23 protein-coding genes are annotated in these 20,923 nt (G+C 65.5%); 10 read left to right on the top strand and 13 right to left on the bottom strand.

Going from position 1 to position 20,923, the window contains the following annotated elements:
- Nucleotides 1-74 precede the first annotated feature (74 nt).
- From RA24_RS08880 to RA24_RS08890, 3 genes are read right to left on the bottom strand one after another with little or no spacing between them, the layout of a single operon-like run.
- Entirely contained in the window at nucleotides 75-992 is a 918-nt protein-coding gene (locus RA24_RS08880) for an ornithine cyclodeaminase family protein (RefSeq protein ID WP_039191078.1), read from the bottom strand.
- A gap of 31 nt (nucleotides 993-1,023) precedes the next feature.
- A complete protein-coding gene (locus RA24_RS08885) occupies nucleotides 1,024-1,644 on the bottom strand; it encodes an HAD family hydrolase (protein ID WP_039191131.1) in 621 nt (206 codons plus the stop codon).
- 5 nt (nucleotides 1,645-1,649) lie between these two features.
- A complete protein-coding gene (locus RA24_RS08890; protein WP_039191080.1) occupies nucleotides 1,650-2,612 on the bottom strand; it encodes a DMT family transporter in 963 nt (320 codons plus the stop codon).
- Nucleotides 2,613-3,012: 400 nt separating this feature from the next.
- On the opposite strand from RA24_RS08890, the gene RA24_RS08895 reads away from it, so the two are divergent.
- Nucleotides 3,013-3,351 carry an NIPSNAP family protein gene (locus RA24_RS08895; RefSeq protein WP_019294569.1) on the top strand — a complete coding sequence of 113 codons (339 nt, stop codon included), beginning with the start codon at nucleotides 3,013-3,015 and terminating at the stop codon, nucleotides 3,349-3,351.
- On the opposite strand, the gene RA24_RS08900 is transcribed toward RA24_RS08895, so the two are convergent.
- The 3 genes from RA24_RS08900 to fghA are packed head-to-tail and all read right to left on the bottom strand — an operon-like array spanning nucleotide 3,348 to nucleotide 6,151.
- Nucleotides 3,348-3,806, bottom strand: a complete 459-nt coding sequence (locus RA24_RS08900; RefSeq protein WP_019294568.1) for a YaiI/YqxD family protein — start codon at nucleotides 3,804-3,806, stop codon at nucleotides 3,348-3,350. The genes RA24_RS08895 and RA24_RS08900 overlap by 4 nt on opposite strands.
- Nucleotides 3,803-5,299, bottom strand: coding sequence for a Si-specific NAD(P)(+) transhydrogenase (gene sthA, locus RA24_RS08905; protein WP_039146969.1), 1,497 nt, complete (start codon nucleotides 5,297-5,299; stop codon nucleotides 3,803-3,805). Before sthA ends, RA24_RS08900 begins: the two co-directional genes overlap by 4 nt.
- An 18-nt stretch (nucleotides 5,300-5,317) precedes the next feature.
- The gene (gene fghA, locus RA24_RS08910; RefSeq protein WP_019294566.1) at nucleotides 5,318-6,151 is read right to left on the bottom strand and encodes an S-formylglutathione hydrolase; all 834 of its coding nucleotides are present in this window, start codon (nucleotides 6,149-6,151) and stop codon (nucleotides 5,318-5,320) included.
- Nucleotides 6,152-6,379: 228 nt separating this feature from the next.
- Here fghA and RA24_RS08915 point away from each other — a divergent pair, with 228 nt between their 5' ends.
- The gene (locus tag RA24_RS08915) at nucleotides 6,380-6,721 is read left to right on the top strand and encodes a cupin domain-containing protein (RefSeq protein WP_039191082.1); all 342 of its coding nucleotides are present in this window, start codon (nucleotides 6,380-6,382) and stop codon (nucleotides 6,719-6,721) included.
- A 16-nt stretch (nucleotides 6,722-6,737) separates the two neighbouring features.
- Here the strand turns inward: RA24_RS08915 and RA24_RS08920 are convergent, their stop codons facing one another.
- Nucleotides 6,738-7,667: an AEC family transporter gene (locus tag RA24_RS08920; RefSeq protein ID WP_039191083.1), complete on the bottom strand. Its 930-nt coding sequence runs from the start codon at nucleotides 7,665-7,667 to the stop codon at nucleotides 6,738-6,740.
- 323 nt (nucleotides 7,668-7,990) lie between these two features.
- On the bottom strand, nucleotides 7,991-8,965 hold the full coding sequence (gene mbfA, locus RA24_RS08925; RefSeq protein WP_039191085.1) for an iron exporter MbfA: 975 nt from the start codon (nucleotides 8,963-8,965) through the stop codon (nucleotides 7,991-7,993).
- A 137-nt stretch (nucleotides 8,966-9,102) separates the two neighbouring features.
- Here mbfA and RA24_RS08930 point away from each other — a divergent pair, with 137 nt between their 5' ends.
- Nucleotides 9,103-9,720 carry a TetR/AcrR family transcriptional regulator gene (locus tag RA24_RS08930; RefSeq protein ID WP_039191087.1) on the top strand — a complete coding sequence of 206 codons (618 nt, stop codon included), beginning with the start codon at nucleotides 9,103-9,105 and terminating at the stop codon, nucleotides 9,718-9,720.
- A gap of 32 nt (nucleotides 9,721-9,752) precedes the next feature.
- On the opposite strand, the gene RA24_RS08935 is transcribed toward RA24_RS08930, so the two are convergent.
- Nucleotides 9,753-10,229, bottom strand: a complete 477-nt coding sequence (locus tag RA24_RS08935) for a c-type cytochrome (protein WP_039147064.1) — start codon at nucleotides 10,227-10,229, stop codon at nucleotides 9,753-9,755.
- 112 nt (nucleotides 10,230-10,341) lie between these two features.
- Between RA24_RS08935 and RA24_RS08940 the strand changes: the two genes are divergently transcribed.
- From RA24_RS08940 to RA24_RS08950, 3 genes are all read left to right on the top strand, one after another.
- The gene (locus RA24_RS08940) at nucleotides 10,342-12,015 is read left to right on the top strand and encodes a Y-family DNA polymerase (protein WP_039191089.1); all 1,674 of its coding nucleotides are present in this window, start codon (nucleotides 10,342-10,344) and stop codon (nucleotides 12,013-12,015) included.
- Between the two features lie 87 nt (nucleotides 12,016-12,102).
- Nucleotides 12,103-12,792 (top strand): ArsR/SmtB family transcription factor, encoded by a 690-nt coding sequence (locus tag RA24_RS08945; protein ID WP_039191091.1) that lies wholly within the window; start codon nucleotides 12,103-12,105, stop codon nucleotides 12,790-12,792.
- Between the two features lie 127 nt (nucleotides 12,793-12,919).
- Entirely contained in the window at nucleotides 12,920-13,264 is a 345-nt protein-coding gene (locus RA24_RS08950; RefSeq protein WP_029204641.1) for a DUF2794 domain-containing protein, read from the top strand.
- A 95-nt stretch (nucleotides 13,265-13,359) separates the two neighbouring features.
- On the opposite strand, the gene RA24_RS08955 is transcribed toward RA24_RS08950, so the two are convergent.
- The 3 genes from RA24_RS08955 to RA24_RS08965 form a co-directional block, all read right to left on the bottom strand.
- Nucleotides 13,360-14,196: a C40 family peptidase gene (locus RA24_RS08955; protein WP_039191093.1), complete on the bottom strand. Its 837-nt coding sequence runs from the start codon at nucleotides 14,194-14,196 to the stop codon at nucleotides 13,360-13,362.
- 4 nt (nucleotides 14,197-14,200) lie between these two features.
- Entirely contained in the window at nucleotides 14,201-15,583 is a 1,383-nt protein-coding gene (locus RA24_RS08960; RefSeq protein WP_039191094.1) for a leucyl aminopeptidase family protein, read from the bottom strand.
- 85 nt (nucleotides 15,584-15,668) lie between these two features.
- On the bottom strand, nucleotides 15,669-16,028 hold the full coding sequence (locus RA24_RS08965) for a hypothetical protein (RefSeq protein WP_052269566.1): 360 nt from the start codon (nucleotides 16,026-16,028) through the stop codon (nucleotides 15,669-15,671).
- 176 nt (nucleotides 16,029-16,204) lie between these two features.
- On the opposite strand from RA24_RS08965, the gene RA24_RS08970 reads away from it, so the two are divergent.
- Nucleotides 16,205-16,855, top strand: coding sequence for a carbonic anhydrase (locus tag RA24_RS08970; RefSeq protein ID WP_019294554.1), 651 nt, complete (start codon nucleotides 16,205-16,207; stop codon nucleotides 16,853-16,855).
- 2 nt (nucleotides 16,856-16,857) lie between these two features.
- Here RA24_RS08970 and RA24_RS08975 read toward each other — a convergent pair whose 3' ends face one another.
- The gene (locus RA24_RS08975; RefSeq protein WP_039191096.1) at nucleotides 16,858-18,021 is read right to left on the bottom strand and encodes a DUF3095 domain-containing protein; all 1,164 of its coding nucleotides are present in this window, start codon (nucleotides 18,019-18,021) and stop codon (nucleotides 16,858-16,860) included.
- A 127-nt stretch (nucleotides 18,022-18,148) separates the two neighbouring features.
- Here RA24_RS08975 and RA24_RS08980 point away from each other — a divergent pair, with 127 nt between their 5' ends.
- From RA24_RS08980 to RA24_RS08990, 3 genes are all read left to right on the top strand, one after another.
- The gene (locus RA24_RS08980) at nucleotides 18,149-19,321 is read left to right on the top strand and encodes an MFS transporter (protein WP_019294552.1); all 1,173 of its coding nucleotides are present in this window, start codon (nucleotides 18,149-18,151) and stop codon (nucleotides 19,319-19,321) included.
- An 82-nt stretch (nucleotides 19,322-19,403) separates the two neighbouring features.
- Nucleotides 19,404-20,426 (top strand): aspartate-semialdehyde dehydrogenase, encoded by a 1,023-nt coding sequence (locus RA24_RS08985; protein WP_019294551.1) that lies wholly within the window; start codon nucleotides 19,404-19,406, stop codon nucleotides 20,424-20,426.
- 125 nt (nucleotides 20,427-20,551) lie between these two features.
- On the top strand, nucleotides 20,552-20,884 hold the full coding sequence (locus tag RA24_RS08990; protein ID WP_052269565.1) for a hypothetical protein: 333 nt from the start codon (nucleotides 20,552-20,554) through the stop codon (nucleotides 20,882-20,884).
- Nucleotides 20,885-20,923: the final 39 nt, after the last annotated feature.

Here is a 20,923-nt window from a genome sequence, read left to right on the forward strand (position 1 = left end):
AAAGCGGCCCGCCTAAGGCGGGCCGTTTCTATGGGTATTTGTGACCAGAAAGAAGCGGGGCCGGGGATGTTTTGTCAGGCCCTGGCCTTCCACTTTTGCAGGATGTGATGGCTGGTCATCAGGTCCAGATGGGCGCCGCCGCCGTTCTTGAACAGGGTGATCCGGGCGGGGTCATAGGCCGGGAACTGGCCGAGGCTGTAGTAATCCGCCAGCACATCGCTGCGCTGGATGGTGCCGGCGGCCAGCGGGATCTTGAACTCGCCGATGTGGTCCAGGGTGGTGTCAAAACTGTCGCAATAGATCTGCGCGCGCTTGAGCGCCTCGTCATCGGCCTCGCGCATGTCGGGGCGGTAGGCGCCGATCAGGTTGAGGTGCTGGCCGGGGCTGAGCCAGTCGCCTTTGATCACTGGGTTTGACGACATGGTGCAGGTGACGATGATATCGGCAGCGCGCACCGCCGGTTCCAGATCGGGGGCAGGGAGGGTGCCGGGGTATTGGGCGCAGAGTTCTTCGGCCTTGGAACCGGTGCGGTTCCAGACGTGGATCTGCGCCTGCGGGAAGCCTGCGCCGAAGGCCTCGATCAAAGAGCCGCCAACTGTGCCAGCGCCGACGATCAGCACCTCCCGTGCGTCCGGGTTGGCCAGCCGCAGGGCACCCAGCAGGCTGTCGCCTGCGGTCTTCCATTTGGTGACCAGGTGGAAGTCGACAAGGGCTTCAAGGGTGCCGTCGGCATCGGAGTAGAGGCAGACAGAGCCGTTGATCATCGGTTTTCCGGCGTCGGGGTTGCGGGGGAAGATGTTGGCGGTTTTCACCGCCAGCCCCAGCCCGTCGATCCAGGCGGAGCGGCTCAGGAGCGTGTCGGACCCGCGGTAGAGGAAAGTGTCGCCGATCTCTGCCTTAGGCAGCTCGTGGCTGGCGGCCAGCGCCTCGGCAAAACTGACCCAGTCGAGCAGGGCTTCGCCCTCTTCAAAGCTGATGAACGGGATGGTCATGGGCCTGTTGTCCTTCTTTTTGCGGGCCGTTTCAGGCGGCGTCCTGGTCTGTCAGCAGCCCTGCCTGCACCAGCCGCGCCGCGAATGGGGCGGGGGCGGTGAACAGATGGGTCTGCCAGCCGCGTGCTTTGGCGGCTTCGATGTTTTCCGGGCGGTCGTCGGTGAACAGCAGCCGGTCCGGCGCCACCCCGGTTTCGCGTTCCAGGATGGCATAGATTTCCGGTTCCGGCTTGATCGTTTTCAGATGCGCAGAGACAAATGTGCGGTCAAAGCCGCGCAGGAACGGGTAGGCGGCGCAGGCGGTCTCAAACGTCTCGGCGCCGAAGTTGCTGAGGGCGAAAACCGGCGTGCCTTTGGCCTGCAGCATCTGCATCAGGCGGACGGAATGGGGGATCTCTCGGGGCACCATCTGCAACCAGTAATCGTGCCACCAGCGGATTTCCTCAGACCAGTCCGGGTGCTGCTCTGCCAGCGCATAGACGCTGCCGCGGAAGGGGTGGCCGCGGTCGACGTTCAGGTTCATTTCGTGCAGCGGCACCTGATCGAACAGCTGCTGGCGGCGGGCCGCGCCGATGCGGCCGTCGTAGAAGCGTTCCGGCTCCCACTCGATCAGCACGCGGCCAATGTCAAAGACGACGGCGTCAATGGGCATCGCGGTCATCCTTCTGCGCGCGGGCGGGGCCGCGGGGCGGGGCGGTTGCGGCGGGTCTCGCGCCAGACGGAGACAAGGCCGGAGGCGATGATCAGCGCGCTGCCAAGCCAGACCTGCAAGTCGGGCCATTCGTTGAAGATCAGCACGCCCCAGAGGACCGACATCGGCATCGCGATGTACTCAAACGGGGCGGCCAGTGCGGCTTCGTTCATGCGGTAGGCCTGGCTGACCAGATAGCCGCCGGCGGAGCCTGCGATGCCGACGCCGATCAGATAGGGCCAGTCTTCCGGCGCGGGCCAGATCCAGGCGCGCAGGATGAAATCGAAGGCGGGGCTGTCGCCGGTGGCAAAACGCCCGTCGCCAAAGATAAGCCCGGCCAGGGCGCTGAGCACCAGAAATCCCAGCATCGGGTAGAAGGCGAGCGTCGCCCCGGCCTCGGACCCGCCGGCGCGGCGGGTCAGCACGTGCAGGGTGGCATAGCCGCAGGCGCCCAGCAGCGGCAGGATGGCGGCGGGCTGGAAGGTGTCCGCACCGGGGCGCATGATGATCAGCACGCCGAGAAAACCCGCAAACACCGCGCCCCAGCGCCAGGGGCCGGGGCGTTCACCGAGGAACAGGGCTGATAGGGCGGTGACGATGAGGGGCGTGGCAAAGGCGATGGCGACGGCTTCGGCCAGCGGCAGCAGGGTGAGGCCGGTGAAGAAGCAGATGTTGGCGAAGAACACCACCAGGCAGCGCAGCAGGTGCAGTTTTGGCTGATGGGTGCGCAGCAGGTGATAGCCGCCCTCCAGCGGCATGATGAGGGCGAGCATGACGGCCACCGCGATGACGGAGCGGAACAGCACCATTTCATAGAGCGGGTAGTCGCCCGACAGGAACTTGAAGATCATGTCGATGACGGAGAAGGCAATCCCTGCCCCGGCCGCGGCAAACAGGCCGGGGACGCTGACCTTCATCTCTGCGCTCATGCCGTTGCTCTCCCGTCTCCTGCCCTTGATCAGTGGCGGATTTGATCTGGCCGGGCAATGGGCGGGGGCGGAAAAATGCAATTTTTCCGGGCAAAATTCCGGGGCGAAATTTTTGCGGCAGAACGCTGGGGTTTGGAGATTGGGGAGGGGGTGGATTTCTTGCTGAGAAGCGGTTCAGGGTCAGGTCTGCCCCTGAACGCGCCTGATCCAGTGTGTCGGCTTGATCCCGCGTCAAGGCCAAGCCGTGCTAAAGCACGGTTCGCTGGCGCGGAGCCTTGACCCGGGAGCTGGCCTGCGGGCGCGTGTATTTGCGTTTGCGAACAGAGGGATCACGCAATGTCATTGGGCACGGCGGGCAGCGGCGCCTAGGTTTGGCTGCAAACCAGCACATGAGGCGGCCATGATCACCTGCTACATCACTTATGAAATTCATCCCGATAGGATTGAGGCCTTTGAGGTCTACGCCAAGGCCTGGATCCCGCTGGTGGAACGCTTTGGCGGCACCCATCACGGCTATTTCCTGCCGCACGAAAGCGCCAATGATCTGGCGGTGGCGCTGTTTTCCTTCCCGTCGCTGGCGGCCTATGAGGACTATCGCGCCAGGAGCTTTGAGGATGAGGATTGCCTGGCGGCGTTCCGGTTCGCCCGGGAGAACGGCATTGTCCGGCGCTATGACCGGACCTTTCTGCGCCCTGTTCTGGAAGGGGATCTGGCGCCGCTGAAGGCCGCGATGGCTTAGCGGTCTGCTTTGGCGGCGCGCAGTTCGCGCTCCAGTGCATCCAGAAACCGCGAGCGGTCGGCCTTGGTGAAGCCCTTGCCGCTGCCGCCGGCGCCCAGCGGGTTGGCGGCGCGCAGGTCGGCCATCAGGTCGCGCATCGCCAGCTGTTGGCCGATGTTGGCTTCCGTGAACCGCTCTCCGTTGTGGCGCAGCACGCGGGCGCCAGCCTCGATGCATTTGGCGGCAAGGGGGATGTCACCCGTCACCACCACATCACCCGGCCCGCAGCGGTCTGCGATCCACATGTCGGCCACATCAGCGCCTTCTGCCACGATCACGGTTTCCACCAGCGGGTTCTGCGAAGGCCGCAGCCCGCCGTTGGAGACCACAAACATGCGCAACCCGTGGCGGGTGGCGACCCGCTCGGCCTCCTGCTTCACGGGGCAGGCGTCAGCGTCGATGTAAAGCGCGGTCACTCCGCGGCCTTCTTCTCGGCCGCGGGGGCCTTCTCCGCCTTGGGCTCAGGCTTGGCCTTTGCCTTGCGGGCAGGTTTCTTCACCTTGAACTCCTCCGGGATCGGCATCCGGTTGAAGGCGTCGAGACCCGCGATCTTATACGCCTCGGCCAGGGTCGGGTAGTTGAAGGTGTTCTGCACGAAGTAGTCCACCGTGCCCTTGAGGTTCAGCACCGCCTGGGCAATGTGGATTAGTTCCGTCGCGCCTTCGCCGACGATCTGCACGCCCAGCACCCGGCGGGTTTTCAGGGAAAACAGCATCTTGAGCATGCCGTGCTCCAGCCCCATGATGTGGCCGCGGGAGGTTTCGCGGAAGCGGGCGACGCCGACCTCGTAAGGGATGCCGCGCTCTTTCAGCTCTTCCTCGGACATGCCGCAGGTGGACATTTCCGGCACCGAGTAGATGCCATAGGGGTACCAGGGGCTTTCTGGCAGCGTCGGGGTTTCCAGCGCGTGGCAGGCGGCGACGCGGCCCTGCTGCAGCGAAGTGGAGGCGAGCGACGGGTGGCCGATCACATCGCCCGCGGCATAGATATGCGGCACCTCGGTCTGGTAGGTCTTGCGGTCCACGCTGAGGCGGCCGCGGTGGTCGGTCTTGAGGCCAACAGCCTCGAGGTTCAGGGCGGAGGTGGCGCCCATCCGTCCGGCCGCAAAGAGCAGCATTTCAGAACGCACATGGCGGCCGTTTTCGAGGATCACCTCAACATGCTCGCCACGGTCCTCGATGCTTTCGACCGCGGAGCCAAGCCGCAGGTCGACGCCGTTTTCGCGGATCTGGTGGGTGAAGTCCTGGATCAGAGTCTTGTCGATGAAGTCGAGGAAGGTCTCGCGCGGTTCAATCAGGGTGACGCGCACGTCCAGAGCCGAGAACATGGTGGCATATTCCACCCCGATCACGCCGGCGCCGATCACGGTGAGGGAGCGCGGGATCTCGGCCATCTCCAGGAATTCGTCGCCGTCGACCACGGTCTTGCCGTTGAAGGGCACATACTCCGGGCGGTAGGTCTTGGTGCCGGTGGAGATCAGGAATTTCTCTGCCGTCAGCCGGGTGGTCTCGCCCGCCTCGGTGGCGACCTCGACCTCGTTCGGGCCGATGAATTTCGCCAGTCCCAGCAGCGTGTCCACGTGGTTGCGGTTGAACTGGTGCTCCAGCACGTCGACCTCGTAATCGAGGGTCATGTGCAGGCGCGCCTTCAGGTCGTTTGCTTCGATCTGGTCCTTGACCCGGTAGGAGCGGCCGTAGAATGAGCGTTCGCGCCAGCCGGAGAGGTTCAGCACGGTTTCGCGCAGGGTCTTTGACGGGATGGTGCCGGTGTGCACCGACACGCCGCCCAGCCGGTCCTTGCGGTCGATCACCAGCACCCGGCGGTGCAGTTTGCCCGCCTGGATGGCGGCGGCGCGGCCCGAGGGGCCGGAGCCGATGATGATCAGGTCATAATCAAAGTCTTCACTCATGGCCGCGTCCTTTGTGTCTTAGTTCTGGTACAGCGCGTCGGCGTGGAAGGAGACATGCTCCTCCATGAAGGTCGACACGAAGAAATAGCTGTGGTCATAGCCCGGCTGCATCCGCAGGGTGGCCTGCTGGCGGCGTTCGGCAACGGCGTGGGCCAGCGCCTCGGGCTTCAGGAGGTCGATGAACTGGTCGGAGGTGCCGGTGTCGATCAGGACCGGGCCGTCAAAGCCCTTTTCCCGCATCAAGAGGGTGGCGTCATGCTTGGCCCAGGCGGCTTCATCGTCGCCCAGGTAGGCGCTCAGCTGCTTGCGGCCCCAGTCCGATGCGGTCGGGTTGGAAATCGGCGCAAAGGCGGAGACCGACTTGTAGCGGCCAGGCAGGTTCATCGCCAGCGTCAGCGCGCCGTGGCCGCCCATGGAGTGGCCGGTGATCGCCTGGCGGTCCAGGTCGATGGCGAATTTTTCACCCAAGAGTGCTGGCAGCTCCTCGGCCACATAGTCCCACATGCGGAAATGCGGCGCCCAGGGGTTCTGGGTGGCGTTCACATAGAAGCCCGCGCCCTGGCCCAGGTCATAGGCGTCATCATCGGCCACGCCTTCGCCGCGGGGGCTGGTGTCGGGGAAGACAATGGCGATGCCCTGCTCGGCACACCAGGCCTGGGCGCCTGCCTTGGTCATGGCGTTTTCATGGGTGCAGGTGAGGCCCGAGAGGTACCACAGCACCGGCACCGGGCCGTCCTTGGCCTCCTCCGGCAGGAACAGGCCGAATGTCATGTCGCCGCCGGTGGCGCTGCTGGCGTGTTTGTAGACGCCCTGGGTGCCGCCAAAGGCGCGGTTCTCGGAAACGGTTTCCATGGGTGAGGCTCCTCAAAATCTGTTAGCCCTACCGCTACCTGCTGATGGCCTCAGGGTCCAGCGGATGGGCGGCAGCAATGCCGGTTTTTGCGGCACAAGGATTGCGAATTCGCAAACAATCGGGGCTTTGGCCGCCGGGAGGATGCCGCAGTTGCGCAAGGGGGTGCTGGACAGCCGGTGCGAAAACCGGGACAGTCCGCCGCCAAGGCAAGAGGGAGGCACAGCGCCATGAGCGATTTTCTGAGACTGACACCGGAGGCCGCGGAGGCGGAGGTGGAGCGTCCGGCGCCAGAGAAGGTGCTGGCGGGTGATCCGGTGTTCACCACCTGGAACGCGGAGGAGCGCGACGGTTTGTACTGCGGCATCTGGCAGTCGACACCGGGCAAGTGGCGGATCACTTACGACGAGTGGGAATACTGCCGGATCCTGGAGGGCCGGTCGGTGATCACCAGCGATGACGGCACCGCGTATCCGCTGGCGGCAGGCGACAGCTTCATCCTGCGCCCCGGTTTCTGCGGCACCTGGGAGGTGATCGAGACCACCCGCAAGGATTACGTGATCCGGCTCTGAGGCCGGGCTCTGGCCCTCAAGAGCCGGAGACCCAGGCGATCACCGCCGGCACGGTGACGATTGACACCACGGTGGAGATGAAAATGGCGGCGGAGGCCCGGTGCGGGGCCACGCCGTAGTGCTGCGCCAGCATGTAGACATTGCCCGCCACCGGCAGGGAGGCGGCAGCGATGGCGACCGCGGCGGAGAACGGCGCCGCCGGGATCAGCCACAGCACGGCGATTGCGACACAGGCCGGGTGCAGCACCAGCTTGGCAAAGCTGAGCCAGCCGGAGATGTGCACTCGCTCCGCCGATTTCGAGGCCAGCGAGGCACCGATGGCAAAGAGGGCTCCGGGGGTGGCGGCGCCGCCGAGGATGGTGAGGAAATTGTTTGCGGGTTCCGGGATCGGCAGCGCCGATGCCGACCAGGCAAGGCCCGCAACGATGGACAGGATCATCGGGTTTTTCATGAGGCCCAGCCCGACCAGCCGGAGCGTGGCAAGACCAAGCCCCTGGCCGCGGCCCGCGTTGATCAGGATCACGATCAGCGAGGAGAACACCACCAGATCGACGCTGAGCACCACCATCATCGGCGCCGCGGAGGCCGGGCCGAACAGGATCGCCATCATCGGCAGGCCGAGGAAGCCCACATTGCCGATCGCCGCGCATTGCGCCTCCACCGCGGCGGTGGGCACGTCCAGGCCGCGGGCCATGGCGACAGCTGTCACCAGCAGGTAGACCGCCAGCGTGCCCGCCAAATAGCCGAGGATCAGTGTGGGATCGAAGACCTCGGCAAAGGAGAGGTTGGCGGCAAAGCCGAAGATCATCGCCGACAGCGGGAAGTAGAACACGAAGCGGGTGAGATAGGCGGTGGCTTCCTCGGTGAAAAACCGGCTGCGCCCGGCCCAGTAGCCGAGGCCGATGATTGCAAAGAAGGGCAGGGTGCGGAAGAAGATCTCGGCCATGGTTGGATTGGTAACAAGAGCTGACCAATTGGCAAAGGCTGTTTTTTGGGCAGGCTTGGGACGAGCAGATCTTGATAGGGCAGGGGCGTGCTCCCGCCTGTTCAGCGGCAATCTGAAGAATGCCCTTCACAGTTGGGCGTGGCCCTGTGCTGCGCTCAGGGCAGGGGTTGTGCTGAGATGCGCTCTAAGGGCAGGTGTGCCCTGAGAGAGCCTGGTCAATTGTGATATCGTCCAAGACAGCCTCAAGGGTAAACCGCGCTGGCGCGCGGCGGCTGTGCCGCCCTTGACCCTGTCTTGGCCAAGCGGAGCAGCTCGCAGCGCTTCTAACCGCTGCCGATCAGCGCGCCGGCGCCCAGCACCAGCGCACCGCCCAGCACCACCTGCATAGTGGCGCGCCAGAACGGGGTTTCCATGAACTTGTTCTGGATCCAGGCGATGGCCCAGAGCTCCACAAAGACGATCAGCAGCGCCAGGGTGGTGGCGGTCCAGAATTCCGGGATCAGATAGGGCAGGGCGTGGCCGAGGCCGCCGACGGTGGTCATGATGCCGGAGGCCAGCCCGCGTTTGACAGGGGAGCCGCGGCCAGAGAGCTCGCCGTCGTCGGAGGCCGCTTCGGTGAAGCCCATTGAGATGCCCGCCCCGACCGAGGCCGCCATGCCAACCAGGAAGGTGGTCCAGGTGTCCTGGGTGGCAAAGGCGGTGGCGAAGATCGGCGCCAGGGTGGAGACCGAGCCGTCCATCAGCCCGGCCAGTCCCGGCTGCACCCAGGTCAGCACGAACTGGCGGTGGGCGGCGCGGTCCTCGTCCGCGCGGGTGTCTTCGTCCAGATGCGCCTCCTGCAACTCGCCCGCACGGGCCTGGTGCCCTGCCTCCGCCGCGGCGAGGTCGCCCAGAAGCCTGCGGGTGGCGGCATCCTGCGTGCGGGCGGTGGCGGCGGTGTAGAAGCGTTCGGCGTCGCGCTCCATCGCGCGGGCCTCGTCGCGGATGCGGTCGAGGCTCAGGTTCTCCATCAGCCAGATGGGGCGGCGGGCGTAGTATCCCGCCACATGCTCGCGCCGGATCAGCGGGATTGCGGGGCCGAACCGGCTTTCGTGCAGGGCAATCAGTTGGGCGCGGTGCTCGTCTTCCTCCGCCGCCATCCCGTCAAACAGTGCCGCAGAGGCGGGGTATTCGCTGCGCAGCCGCTCGGCATAGCCGCGGTAGATGCGCGCATCGTCCTCCTCGGAGGAAATTGCCAGGGCCAGGATCTCTTGCCCGGTCAGGTCCGTAAACCGTTTGCGCTGAGTGAAAAAACGCATCTGCCGCCCTTCAATTTAGAATAATTCTAAACATAACGGTTCCGCGAGGGAGCGCAAGATGATGCGGGTTCTGCTGTTGCAATGGGGCGGCGCAGGCTACATTAGGCCCAGAGCCCTACGCAGCCATTGGAGCCCGCATGAACCAGCAAGCCAGCGTCCTGCGCACCGGCCGCAAATTCGATCAGGTCCTGGACGGCGCGCGCGAGGTGTTCCTGGCGGACGGGTTCGAAGGCGCCAGCGTCGACAAGATTGCCAAGGCGGCGGGGGTCTCCAAGGCGACGCTCTACAGCTATTTCCCCGACAAGCGGGTCTTGTTCATGGAAGTGGTGCGGTCAGCCTGCGTGCAGCAGGCGGACGCATCGCTGGATCTGGCGCCGGGCAGCTGCGGGCCGCGGGACGTGCTGCGGGCGGCGGCTGAGCGGGTGCACGGGGTGCTGCTGGGCGGCTTCAGCCTGCAGCTGTTCCGCATCTTCGTGGCTGAGGCCGACCGGTTCCCGGAGCTGGGGCCGATGTTCTACGAAAGCGGTCCGATGGTGCTGCATGGCGAGATCCAGGCCTATATGGAGGCTGCGGCGGTGCGGGGCGAGCTAAAGATCGAAGACGCCGATCTTGCCGCGGCGCAGTTCATCGAGCTGTGTAAGGCGGATGTGTTCCTGCGGTTCCTGTTCAAGATCGACACCGAATTCTCTGAGGCCGAGCGCGAGCGGGTGATCAGCGGCGCGATTGACACCTTCATGGCGCGTTTCGGGGCCTGACTTGCCGCCCCGTGGCAGGGGCTGCTGTCCTGTTAGTGTGTGGTGAAGCTGTTGGGGGTGCTGCGGTAGGTCTCGTGGCAGCTGAGACAGCTTTGCATCAGGCCGGGCAGGGTGCGGCGCAGGGCGGGCAGCGAGCGGGTGCTGAGGTTGCGGGCCGCGGCCTCTGCGGTTCCGGCGCGGGTCTTGAAATCCTTCCAGCTGTGCCAGATCAGCGGCCGCGCGTTGGAGCGCGCATCCAGCCGCGGTTTCTTGAAATGCTTGCGAATGCTGCCGGTGGATTTGATCAGCTGGCGCCGGGCGCTGCGCGCCTTGTCCCGGTCGAAGACGATGCGTCCGGCCATCATCCCGGTGAGCACATCCATCGCCGCTTTCTGCCCTGTCATCAGGGCCATCCGCCGGGTCACATGTTTGCTGAGACCGCTGTCTGCCGTGACCGGGGCGGTCACGCCTGCGGCCAGAGCGGCGAGGATCACGAGGAAGGCGAGCCCCTTGAGACGGCGCAGGGTCATTGCGCAGCGCCCCTGCGGATTGACCGAATCGCATTTTGAGAACAAAATAAGAACATCTGCCAAAAAACTCCTGTAACCTGCCGCCTGCCGGCCCTTGCTGCCCGATTTGCCCATGCCCCATCGCCGCATTCTGTCGCTGTGGTTTCCGCGCCTTGGCGCCGAACGCATTTTGCGGGCGGAGCGCGGCGGTATTGCCGGGCCGCTGGCCGTCGTTGAGGAAGTCTCCAACACTCAGGTTATTTCCGCGTTAAACCTGGCCGCCTCGGCAGAGGGGCTGCAGGCCGGCCAGCCCTTGCGCGATGCCCATGCGATGTGCGCGGGCCTGGTGGTGCGGCCGCGCAACCGGGCGGCGGAGATGGCGTTCCTGGCCGCACTCCGGCGCTGGGCGGGCAAGTTCAGCCCCTGGGTGGCGGAGGCGGGGGAGGACGGGCTTACCATCGACCTCACCGGCTGCGCGCATCTGTTCGGCAGCGAGGCGGCGCTGATGGAGACGGCGGGGCAGGATTGCGCGGAGATGGGGCTAAGCGTGCGGATGGGGCTGGCGGACACCCTGGGCGCGGCCTGGGCGCTGGCGCGCTATGCGGGGGAGGAGGCGGCGCCGGAGCGGTCGGGCGACGCCATCGACCAGGAGGCGCGGGCAACCCGTGCCCGGGCGCAGAAACGCCAGAGCGTCAAGCGGCGCCACTGGACCCGCGGCGGCGCGGCGCCGCAGCTGCAGGCGGCGGTGCCGCAGCTGGGGCGGATTGCCGAAGCCGGCCAGGCCTATGGCGCGCTGGCGCCCTTGCCGGTGGCGGCGTTGCGGCTGGACAGCGCCACCGTGGCGCAGCTGAACCGGCTGGGGCTGCGGCGGATCGGCGATCTCTTGGGCCAGCCGCGGGCCAGCCTGGCGCGCCGGTTCGGCCAGGGGCTGGTGCTGCGGCTGGACCAGGCAATGGGCAGCGCGCCGGAGCCGGTCTCGCCCGCGCGCAGCCCGGACCGTTTTGCGGTGCGGCTGACCCTGCCGGAGCCGATCGGGCTGATGGAGGATCTGCTGGCAGGCATCGACCGGATGCTGCCGCGGCTGTGTGCCCGGCTGGAGGCGCGCGGCAAGGGCGCCCGCGTGCTGCGGCTGGAGGCGCACCGCTGCGATCAGGAAATGGAGGCCGTGACCCTGGGCCTGGCCCGTGCCAGCCGCCAGCCTGCCCGCATCCGGCCGCTCTTGGAGATGAAGCTGGAGCAGATCGACGCGGGTTATGGCATCGACATGCTGCGGCTGGAGGTCTTGCAGGCCGAAGCCATTCACGCCGGCACCCCGGCGGGCCATCTGCAGGCAAGTGCCGCGGCGCGGGCGCGGCAGGAGGATGGCGCCGCGCTGGAGGATCTGATCGGCCGGCTGGGCGCGCGGCTGGGGATGGAGGCAATCACCCGCTGCCATCCGGCGGAGAGCCACATTCCGGAAAAAACCTTCACCGTGCAGGCGGCGGCCTGGTCGGAGCCTGCCTCCGGCGATTGGCCCTTGCCGCCGCGCCCGCGGCCGCTGCTGTTGTGGCGGCCTGAGCTGGTCCATGCGCCGGATGTGCCGCAGGTGCCGGAGCAGTTCAGGTGGCGCGGCCGGGACTGGGCGCTGGCAGCGGCGGAAGGCCCGGAGCGGATTGCGCCCGAGTGGTGGCTGGAAGACTCCGAGTGGCGCAGTGGGGTGCGCGATTACTGGGTGGTGGCGACGGGGTGCGGGACGCGGCTGTGGCTGTTCTTTGCCCATGGCGGGGCGCTGTCGCCGGGCTGGTTCTGCCACGGGTCGTTTGCGTGACCGGGCACGCGGAAACGGAGGGATACTTCGGCGCGGGGCGAAGGGTTTTGCTTGGGTGTCCCTGCGCAAACCGCGTAGGGTAGGAGCATGATCACACCGCGTTTCGATATTCTGGGCCAGGCCATCAGCGACGCCAGCCGCACGCAAATGCTGTGCGAGCTGATGGAGGGGCGCGCCTATACCAACAAGGAGCTGGCGGCGGCTGCGGGGGTGACGCCGCAGACCGCCTCGGCGCATTTGCGGCTGCTGCAGGACGCTGGCCTGGTGGTGGCGGAAAAGCGCGGCCGCTGCGTCTATCACCGGCTGGCAGGCGCCGAGGTGGCGCACGCGCTGGAGCAGCTGGCGGCAATTGCGCCTGCCGACAGCCTGCACCGCGCCCAGCAGCGCAAGGCCGGCGGCCTGGCACAGCTGCGCAGCTGTTACGACCACCTGGCAGGCCCGCTGGCGGTGGCGATGACCCGCGCCTTTCTGGACCGCGGCATGCTGGTGGAGGAGCAAGGTGCCTTTCGCGCAGAACCCGCCGGAGAATGGCTGAAACTAGGGGTGGTGCTGCCGGAAAATACCGGCCGCCAGCCCTTCGTTCGACCCTGCCTGGACTGGACCGAGCGCAAGCTGCATGTGGCGGGACCAATGGGGCGGCAGATCCTGGAACACGCCTTGGACAGCGGCTGGGTCAAACGGCACCGGCACAAGCGCGGGCTGATGCTGACGGCGCCCGGACGGGTGGCGCTGGAGCAGATTCTGGGTGTGCAGTGCGGGGCACTGGCGGCGGCCTGAGAGGGTCTGAAAAAGGCTCTGATACAGCCGGAAACGCGCTACTTTCGCCTGTGCGCATCCTGCACCACACGAAAAATCGAACGTTAAAACCCTTGATTTGCCGGGGAAACGGCGCAACCTGTTATCTATGAGCTTTGATCAGGTGCAGCCTTTTCCCGGATCTCCCATACCTCAGCAAGTCGCCTTTGACCGCCGGGAACTGTCGGTCATTATGACTCTCTATGGCCGTATGGTGGCCGCCGGGGAGTGGCGCGATTACGGGATTTCTTCCTTGCGTGATCTGGCAGTTTTCTCCGTCTTCCGGCGCACGGCAGAGCATCCGCTCTACCGGATCGAAAAGCGCCCCAAGCTGCGGCTGCGGCAGGGGCAGTATTCGGTGGTCGGCATGGACGGGCATATCCTGAAGCGCGGGGCGGATCTGAAGACCGTGCTGAGGGTGCTGGAGCGCAAGCTGATCCGCTCCGTGGAGTAGCCGCAAGCTTTGCGGCAGGGCGGGGACCGGAAAATTCGAATTTTCCGGCTAAAAATCTTCGCAAGATTTTTGCCGCCGCTGGCGGGCGCAGGGGCCTACGCCAGCCGTTTATGCGAGGTAAGCGGGCCGTCGCCTTGGGCCTGGATACGCTTTATTGCAGCACCGATGGGTTCGATGGCCACCGCCATGTCATGGGCATTGGCATGGATCAGCGTCTCTGCGTCCCGCACCAGGGCGACATGACCCTTCCAGAACAGGAGATCGCCGCGGCGGTAGTCTGCGTCCGGAACGGGCTCGCCCAGTTCCTCCTCCTGCATGTCGCTGTCACCAGGGCAGGGGGTGCCGCATGCCAGCAGCGCGGCCTGCACAAGGCCGGAACAGTCGATGCCAAACCGGCTGTTGCCGCCCCAAAGGTAGGGGGTGCCGAGGAACAGCTCTGCCACCATCACCGGATCATCGGCATGGGCACCCAAGGGCGACAGGTGGCGGGCGGGGATGAAGCCAAGGCTGGTTTCCACGAACCGCCCAGTGAACTGCCCGGTGCCGCCCATCACCTCCACCCGGCTGCCGTGGCTGAGGGCGCTGGTTTCCGGCGATTTGAAATCATCCGCGGAATAGGCGTGGGTGGCCGGGGCGCTGACCCAGTGGGTGGCCTCGAACGGTGTGGTCAAGGCGGAACTGGGAACATAGCCCACGTAGGAATCCTTGGCGGCCTGCAGGAAGGCCCAGCCGCCACAGTCCTCGTAGACCGTGACCGGTTCGCCGTAGACCAGCTGGCGGTCGCGGGCGCCGTCCGGTGTGCGCAGCAGGTCTGCGACGGGCACGCCGATGCGGGCGGCAATGCCGTCAACTCGTTCCAACCCTTCGGGCGCGTGTGTCAGATGGGCGGCGGCGATGCGATCATTCGCTGGGGTACGGCGGCGGTCAGCCATGGGATCAGAGCTCCAGCATGTCCGGCAGCGCTGTAAACAGCGCGCGGGCGCCCTGCAGGGCGCCGCCCTTGGGGCGGCCGGGTGCTGCGCTGGGGGTCCAGCCGTAGATGTCGAAATGCATGTAGCGGGTGTCCCCGGCAAAGCGGCGCAGGAACAGGGCCGCGGTAATGGAGCCTGCGAACCCGCCTGAGGGTGCGTTGTCGAGATCGGCAATACCGGGTTCGATCATCGTCTCGTAAGGATCGTGGAAGGGCATCCGCCAGACCGGGTCGGCGGTGCGCGCCGCACTGGCCGCAAGCGCCGCGGCATCATTTTCGTGATCCGTATAGTAGGGCGACAGGTCCGGGCCGACCGCAACGCGGGCCGCGCCGGTGAGTGTGGCCATGGAGACCAAGAGGTCCGGCGAGCCCTCTGCCGCCAGCGCCAAGGCGTCGGCCAGAACCAAACGGCCCTCTGCGTCGGTGTTGTTGTTTTCAACCGTCAGCCCCTTGCGCGACATCAGCACATCGCCGGGACGGAAGGCTGAGCCGGAGACGGCGTTTTCCACTGCCGGGATCAGCACCCTGAGCTGCAGGTTCAGCCCGGCGGCCATGATCATGCGGGCCAGCCCCAGCACGTTGGCCGCGCCGCCCATGTCCTTTTTCATCAGCGCCATGCTGTTTCCGGGCTTGAGGTTCAGCCCGCCGGTGTCGAAACAGACGCCCTTGCCCACCAGGGTGAGCTTGGGGCCGGTGCCGCCCCAGCGCACATCGATCAGCCGCGGCGCGCGGGTCGAGGCGCGGCCGACGGTGTGGATCAGCGGGAAGTTCCGAGCCAAGAGGTCCTCGCCCAGGGTGACGGAGATTTCTGCGCCGAATTCCTGCGCGAGGGATTCGGCTGCGGCTTGAAGCTCTGCCGGGCCCATGTCGGAGGCGGGTGTGTTGATCAGGTCGCGGGTCAGGCATTCCGCCGCGGCCAGCGACTCCACGGCGGCGGAATCCACGGCCTCCGGTGTCTGCAGGGCCGCAGTTTCGCCCTTGGCCTCCTTGTAGCGGTCGAAGCGATAGGCCGTGAGCAGCCAGCCCAGCGACTCGCTGGCGGCATCTTCCGCGGGCAGGCCTGAGGCGATGCGGTAGGTTCCGGCGGGCAGTTTCTGCACGGCTTCGGCCAGCACGAAGCGGCGGCGCGCGCGCTGGGCGGCGCTGCCGTAGCCCGCAAGGGCCATTTCGATCCCGCCATCGGCATCCGGCACTGTCAGCGCCTGGCCGCAGGCGCCGGTGAAGCCCTGCGCCGATGCCCAGGCCTGAACGCGCTGCGGCTGGCCTGAGAGCCAGCTGTCCAATTCATCGCTTGCAATAACATGCACAGGGCAGGCGTCAGGGCCGGGCGCGGCAAAGACTGGCGGCATCGAAAAAACTCCGGTTGCAATCACTTCTGATGCGCCAGAGTAGCCGCCGCCGCGCGGCCTGCAAGCCCTGCGGGCTGCACAATTGTCAGATCGTCATGTCCTGCTGGTCCCAGACCGCGGTCAGCGAACGCTCGCCCACCCGCATCAGCCGGAACAGGATGGCGGCGACCGCCGGCCCGTCCTCGGCATCAATCGCCTCGGTCACGTCCTTGGCAATTGTTGCCAGCGCGGTCATGCCGATCTGTTCGGCCATTGCAATCAGCGACCGGGCGCTCTTGCGCAGGTTCATCAAATCGTTCTGCCGCCACAGACGCTCGCAATGCGTCAGGCGGACCGCCATTTCCTCAATCGCCCGGCACACGACGTCCTCAGCACCGGCCTCGCCGAGCTGTTCATAGAGCGCGGAAAGTTTGTCTGGATCTAATCGCACTGTCTCGGAGTGCATCACTGTCAGTATATTGGCCACCACATTCACCCAATTCTTCATGCCCCCACGGCACGCTGCCCAATGTGGAAGCCAGAAGTTTTCAAAAGGTTTCCGCGAGCGGATCAAATCCCTCGAATTTTGAGACAATGCAGGGTAATAGGGCCGTCAACGCGCAACGAACGGAGGATTCGACAATGGAATTTGCCAAACCTCTCCCCAGTTATCTGGTGACCCGCTATCATGGCTGGAAGGCCACATCTTATGAGGAAAACCAGGGCTGGTACCGCCGCCTGGCGACCGAGGGCCAGCGGCCGCGGGCGATGGTGATCTCCTGCTGCGACAGCCGGGTGCATGTGACCTCGATCTTTGGCGCTGACCAGGGCGAGTTTTTCATTCACCGCAATATCGCCAATCTGGTGCCTCCGTTTGCGCCCGATGGCGACCACCACGGCACCTCGGCGGCGGTGGAATATGCGGTCACCGCGCTGAAGGTCTCGCATCTGATCGTGCTGGGCCATTCGCAGTGCGGCGGCGTGCAGGGCTGCATCGACATGTGCAAGGGCCATGCGCCGCAGCTGGAGGAAAAGACCAGCTTTGTCGGGCGCTGGATGGACATTCTGAAGCCGAAATTCGGCGGGGTTGCGGATATTGACGACCCGGTAGAGCAGGCGCGCCAGTTCGAACGGCAGGCGGTTGTCGCCTCGCTGGAGAACCTGATGACCTTCCCGTTCATCGAATCGGCCGTGAAGGCCGGAGAGCTGAGCCTGCACGGTCTGTGGACCGACATCGGCGAGGGCGGGCTGGAATGCTATGACCCCAAGGCGGGTACCTTCGCCCCGGTCTGAGGTCAGGCCGTTTCCTTGCTGATCCCGAATGCAGCCGCCAGATTGGCGGCTGCTTGCGTATAGCCCCCTGCCGCGCCGTCGATAAAGTGGATGTGATCGTCCTCCACCGGAGAGGGCACGATGCAGGTGACCATGGCAGCGTCCTGTTCGTGCAGTCCGAACTGTACCAGACCGGCCGAGGCGGCCTGTTGCAGTTTCTGGCGAATGCGGCGGCTGATCCCGGGCGTGCAGTCCAGTGTCATCTTGAGCCCGTCGTCGAATTTGCGGAAGTCGGAATGCGCCCGCAGCATCGACAGGTAATGCAGCGTGTCAAATGCGCCCACGCGCCGTTTTCCGGTGAAAACCCAGGCGGCAAAGGCGCAATGGCCTAGCAGATAGAGCTTGCGGAGGAACAATGGCAGCCGGCCGCGGGAGGCCTTGGCCTCAAGCGTCAGACCGGCAGGCGGAAACTGCAGCCGGGGGCCTGCCTCGGGAACGGGGTGGCCGCTGTCCTCGAGCTCTGCCGCCAGATCCAGCACATCAGCGGCGAGCCGGGCAAAGTCCTGCGGGCTGGCGCCGGGGGCGGGCTGGGCCACCACAGACAGGATGATGCCGTGTCGGGCGGGGGTGTTGCTCCAGCGGCAGGAGAGGCCTGCGAGGTCGGGCGGGTCCGCCTGCGGGGCAGGGGCAACCGCAAAGGCGCCGGCCTTCATCTGCGCTTCCGCCCAGGCCAGGCCACCGCCGCTGAACATGGCGAAATCGGCGTGGTCCGACACCGCGTAGCGGGCCACCTGCACATCCAGCCCCTCGTCGCGGATCGCAGAGGCCGGAAGGACCGCGGCGCGCAGGGAGATGCCGTATTCATCTTCGGTCCAGCTGCGCAAGGATCCCAGAACGCGCTGTGTTGTGGCCTGATGGCGGGGCGGCACCGCGAAAGAAGCGCCGTCGCCACCGAAGACATAGGGAAACGCCTCGCCCTTAAGCGCGTTACGCATGGCGGCAATCACTGCGGCGCCGACCATGTTCACGGTCTTGTAGCGGCCTGCCTTCACCAGTCCGGTGGAATTCACGATATCGGTGCAGCAAAGCAGCCAATCGCCGGGCAGCGGCGCAAAGACCGAGGGGTCGGAGAGATCGCTGAAATCGCGGACCTTGGGGAGGCTGGCATAGAAAGTGTCCGTCGTCATATGCGTCTTCCCTCTGTGGCACGGTCCCGCGGCCTGCCGTTTCTGTGTAAACAAATTGTGCGCCCGCGCCAAACATGCAAGCTGTACGGCAGTCACGAAAAACTGTGCAGGACTTGGGGGAGAGAAAATGCAGGCAGGATTGATCTTATTGTGCCTGGCCTATGTGCTGAGTCAGTTTTTTCGCGCCTTCCTGGCCGTTTTGTCCGGGGTGCTGGGGCTGGATATCGGTGCTGCGCCGGATGATTTGGCCTTTGCCTCCGGGCTTTGGTTTCTGTCCTTTGCGGCAATGCAGCTGCCGGTAGGCTGGGCGCTGGACCACGTAGGACCCCGCAAAACGGCGTCGCTGCTGCTGCTGCTGGGCGGCGGCGGCGGTGCGGCGCTGTTTGCCGCTGCTACAGCCCCCTGGCATGTCGGTGCCGCCATGTTCCTGATCGGCATCGGCTGTTCGCCGGTGCTGATGGCGTCCTACTATATCTTCGCCCGCCAGTACCCGCCCGCGCGTTTCGCCACATTGGCGGCGCTGATGCTGGGGGTGGGGTCGGCCGGCAACCTGGTGGCGTCTTACCCGACTGCACTGGCGGTTGATCTGTTCGGCTGGCGCGGCACGCTGGCGGGGCTGGCGGTTGTTTCGGGTATCGTCGCGGCGGGGATTTTCATGACCGTCAGTGATCCGGACAAGCCTGAAGGGGAGCACACGGGATCGGTGCTGGACCTGCTGAAGATGCCGGCGATGTGGGCGATCTTCCCGCTGATGCTGGTGGCCTATGCGCCGTCGGGAGCGCTGCGGGGGCTTTGGATCGGGCCTTACTTAAGCGATGTCTACGGACTCAGCACCCAGGCTGTGGGGCTGGCGACGCTGGTGATGGGGGCAGCGATGATTGCCGGCACCTTTGCCTATGGGCCGCTGGACCGGGTGCTGGGCACCCGCAAGTGGCTGATCCTGGGCGGCAACCTGTTGGGCTGCGCGGCCCTGGGCGGGCTGATCCTGGCCACCGGCGCGCCGGTCTGGATGCCGGTGGTCATGATGGCGGCCGTTGGCTTCTTTGGCGCGTCCTTCCCTGTGATCATGGCGCACGGGCGTGCCTTTGTGCCGCCGCATCTGGCCGGGCGGGGGGTGACGCTGCTGAACCTGTTTGGCATCGGCGGGGTGGGAATCATGCAGTTTGCAACGGGCCGTCTCCACGCAAATCTGGCCGGAGCGGACCCATCCTTGCCCTACACGGGTATTTTCACCTTCTTTTTGGTGCTTCTGGGGCTCGGCTGCGCAATTTATCTGCTCAGCCGCGACAGCATGGACTGATCGGCCCCTTTAAACTTGTCCCCATAGGCAGTATCACTCCCGCGCCGGCCATGGGGCCGGGCAATACTGGAGAAACAGACAAATGGGTTACCGCATCGTCGTCGTTGGCGCCACTGGCAACGTGGGCCGCGAAATGCTGAACATCCTGGCCGAGCGCCAGTTTCCTGTGGATGAGATCGCTGCGCTGGCAAGCCGCAAATCTCTCGGCACTGAAGTCAGCTTTGGCGATAAGACACTCACTACCCAGGATCTGGACACCTTCGATTTCACCGGCTGGGACATGGCGCTGTTTGCCGTCGGCTCCGCCGCGACCAAGGATTACGCGCCCAAGGCCGCTGCGGCGGGCTGCACCGTGATCGACAACTCGTCGCTCTACCGTTACGACCCGGACATCCCGCTGATCGTGCCGGAAGTGAACCCGCAGGCGATCCACGGCTATGCCAAGAAAAACATCATCGCCAACCCCAACTGCTCCACCGCGCAGATGGTGGTGGCGCTGAAGCCGCTGCATGACCGCGCCAAGATCAAGCGCGTTGTGGTCTCGACCTACCAGTCGGTGTCCGGCTCCGGCAAGGACGCGATTGATGAGCTGTGGAACCAGACCAAGGGCGTTTACGTCCCTGGGCAGGAAGTGCAGCCCAAGGTCTACCCCAAGCAGATCGCCTTCAACGTCATTCCGCATATCGACGTCTTCATGGAAGACGGCTCGACCAAGGAAGAATGGAAGATGGTTGCCGAGACCAAGAAGATCGTCGATCCGTCGATCAAGGTCACCGCGACCTGCGTCCGGGTGCCGGTGTTTGTCGGCCACTCCGAATCCGTGAACATCGAGTTCGAGGACTTTCTGGACGAGGACGAGGCCCGCGACATCCTGCGCGAGGCGCCCGGCATCATGGTGATCGACAAGCGTGAGGCCGGCGGCTACGTGACCCCGGTGGAATGCGTTGGCGATTTTGCCACCTTCATCAGCCGCATCCGCCAGGATTCGACCATCGAGAACGGCCTGAACCTGTGGTGTGTCAGCGACAACTTGCGTAAGGGCGCGGCGCTGAACGCGGTGCAGATTGCCGAACTGCTGGGCCGCGAGGTCCTGAAGAAGGGCTGAGGCATATATCCTTTTGGTGAGGGGGGTGCTTCGAAAGAGGCGCCCCCTTTGCTTTTGCGCCCCTGCCGGAGGGCGGCGGCCGGGCCTAACCTGATCCTGAACAAAGAAGTGAAGGAGGACAGGCCATGCTGGCGCATAAGGAAATTCCCCCAGTTTTCGTGAACCGGAACGCTGCCCCGGCCCAGACCGCCTGGGCCAGCGCGCGCATCCACAAGCGGCTGGATTCGGAGATGGCGGCGCAGCTGCGGATGCTGCTGGCGGGGATCTTTCATTCCGCCCAAAGCTGGTTGGAGCTGCGCAAGGGGCTGAAGCTGCACGGGTTTTACCTGCGCCGGAAAGGGCTGCGCCTGCTGCTCTGCGATATTCACAGCCATGTGGAGATCTGCTCTTGCCGGTTTCTGGGGTTTCCTGCGGCAGTGCTGGAACAGCGTTTGGGCAGACTTCTGCCGCGGGCCTGAGGCAGGCAACGGCCGGGCTGGCCGGACCTTCTTGGCGGG

The organism is Leisingera sp. ANG-M6 (genome assembly GCF_000813905.1).
GTDB lineage: Bacteria > Pseudomonadota > Alphaproteobacteria > Rhodobacterales > Rhodobacteraceae > Leisingera.

What these genes read in the sequence shown, in the direction of transcription:
- RA24_RS08960 (WP_039191094.1), bottom strand. Translation starts at nt 15,583, where the DNA reads ATGCCGCCAGTCTTTGCCGCGCCCGGCCCTGACGCCTGCCCTGTGCAT.
- RA24_RS08965 (WP_052269566.1), bottom strand. Translation starts at nt 16,028, where the DNA reads ATGCACTCCGAGACAGTGCGATTAGATCCAGACAAACTTTCCGCGCTC.
- RA24_RS08970 (WP_019294554.1), top strand. Translation starts at nt 16,205, where the DNA reads ATGGAATTTGCCAAACCTCTCCCCAGTTATCTGGTGACCCGCTATCAT.
- RA24_RS08940 (WP_039191089.1), top strand. Translation starts at nt 10,342, where the DNA reads ATGCCCCATCGCCGCATTCTGTCGCTGTGGTTTCCGCGCCTTGGCGCC.
- RA24_RS08890 (WP_039191080.1), bottom strand. Translation starts at nt 2,612, where the DNA reads ATGAGCGCAGAGATGAAGGTCAGCGTCCCCGGCCTGTTTGCCGCGGCC.
- RA24_RS08985 (WP_019294551.1), top strand. Translation starts at nt 19,404, where the DNA reads ATGGGTTACCGCATCGTCGTCGTTGGCGCCACTGGCAACGTGGGCCGC.
- RA24_RS08950 (WP_029204641.1), top strand. Translation starts at nt 12,920, where the DNA reads ATGAGCTTTGATCAGGTGCAGCCTTTTCCCGGATCTCCCATACCTCAG.
- sthA (WP_039146969.1), bottom strand. Translation starts at nt 5,299, where the DNA reads ATGAGTGAAGACTTTGATTATGACCTGATCATCATCGGCTCCGGCCCC.
- RA24_RS08895 (WP_019294569.1), top strand. Translation starts at nt 3,013, where the DNA reads ATGATCACCTGCTACATCACTTATGAAATTCATCCCGATAGGATTGAG.
- RA24_RS08920 (WP_039191083.1), bottom strand. Translation starts at nt 7,667, where the DNA reads ATGGCCGAGATCTTCTTCCGCACCCTGCCCTTCTTTGCAATCATCGGC.
- RA24_RS08915 (WP_039191082.1), top strand. Translation starts at nt 6,380, where the DNA reads ATGAGCGATTTTCTGAGACTGACACCGGAGGCCGCGGAGGCGGAGGTG.
- RA24_RS08880 (WP_039191078.1), bottom strand. Translation starts at nt 992, where the DNA reads ATGACCATCCCGTTCATCAGCTTTGAAGAGGGCGAAGCCCTGCTCGAC.
- fghA (WP_019294566.1), bottom strand. Translation starts at nt 6,151, where the DNA reads ATGGAAACCGTTTCCGAGAACCGCGCCTTTGGCGGCACCCAGGGCGTC.
- RA24_RS08990 (WP_052269565.1), top strand. Translation starts at nt 20,552, where the DNA reads ATGCTGGCGCATAAGGAAATTCCCCCAGTTTTCGTGAACCGGAACGCT.
- RA24_RS08980 (WP_019294552.1), top strand. Translation starts at nt 18,149, where the DNA reads ATGCAGGCAGGATTGATCTTATTGTGCCTGGCCTATGTGCTGAGTCAG.
- mbfA (WP_039191085.1), bottom strand. Translation starts at nt 8,965, where the DNA reads ATGCGTTTTTTCACTCAGCGCAAACGGTTTACGGACCTGACCGGGCAA.
- RA24_RS08935 (WP_039147064.1), bottom strand. Translation starts at nt 10,229, where the DNA reads ATGACCCTGCGCCGTCTCAAGGGGCTCGCCTTCCTCGTGATCCTCGCC.
- RA24_RS08945 (WP_039191091.1), top strand. Translation starts at nt 12,103, where the DNA reads ATGATCACACCGCGTTTCGATATTCTGGGCCAGGCCATCAGCGACGCC.
- RA24_RS08975 (WP_039191096.1), bottom strand. Translation starts at nt 18,021, where the DNA reads ATGACGACGGACACTTTCTATGCCAGCCTCCCCAAGGTCCGCGATTTC.
- RA24_RS08955 (WP_039191093.1), bottom strand. Translation starts at nt 14,196, where the DNA reads ATGGCTGACCGCCGCCGTACCCCAGCGAATGATCGCATCGCCGCCGCC.
- RA24_RS08885 (WP_039191131.1), bottom strand. Translation starts at nt 1,644, where the DNA reads ATGCCCATTGACGCCGTCGTCTTTGACATTGGCCGCGTGCTGATCGAG.
- RA24_RS08930 (WP_039191087.1), top strand. Translation starts at nt 9,103, where the DNA reads ATGAACCAGCAAGCCAGCGTCCTGCGCACCGGCCGCAAATTCGATCAG.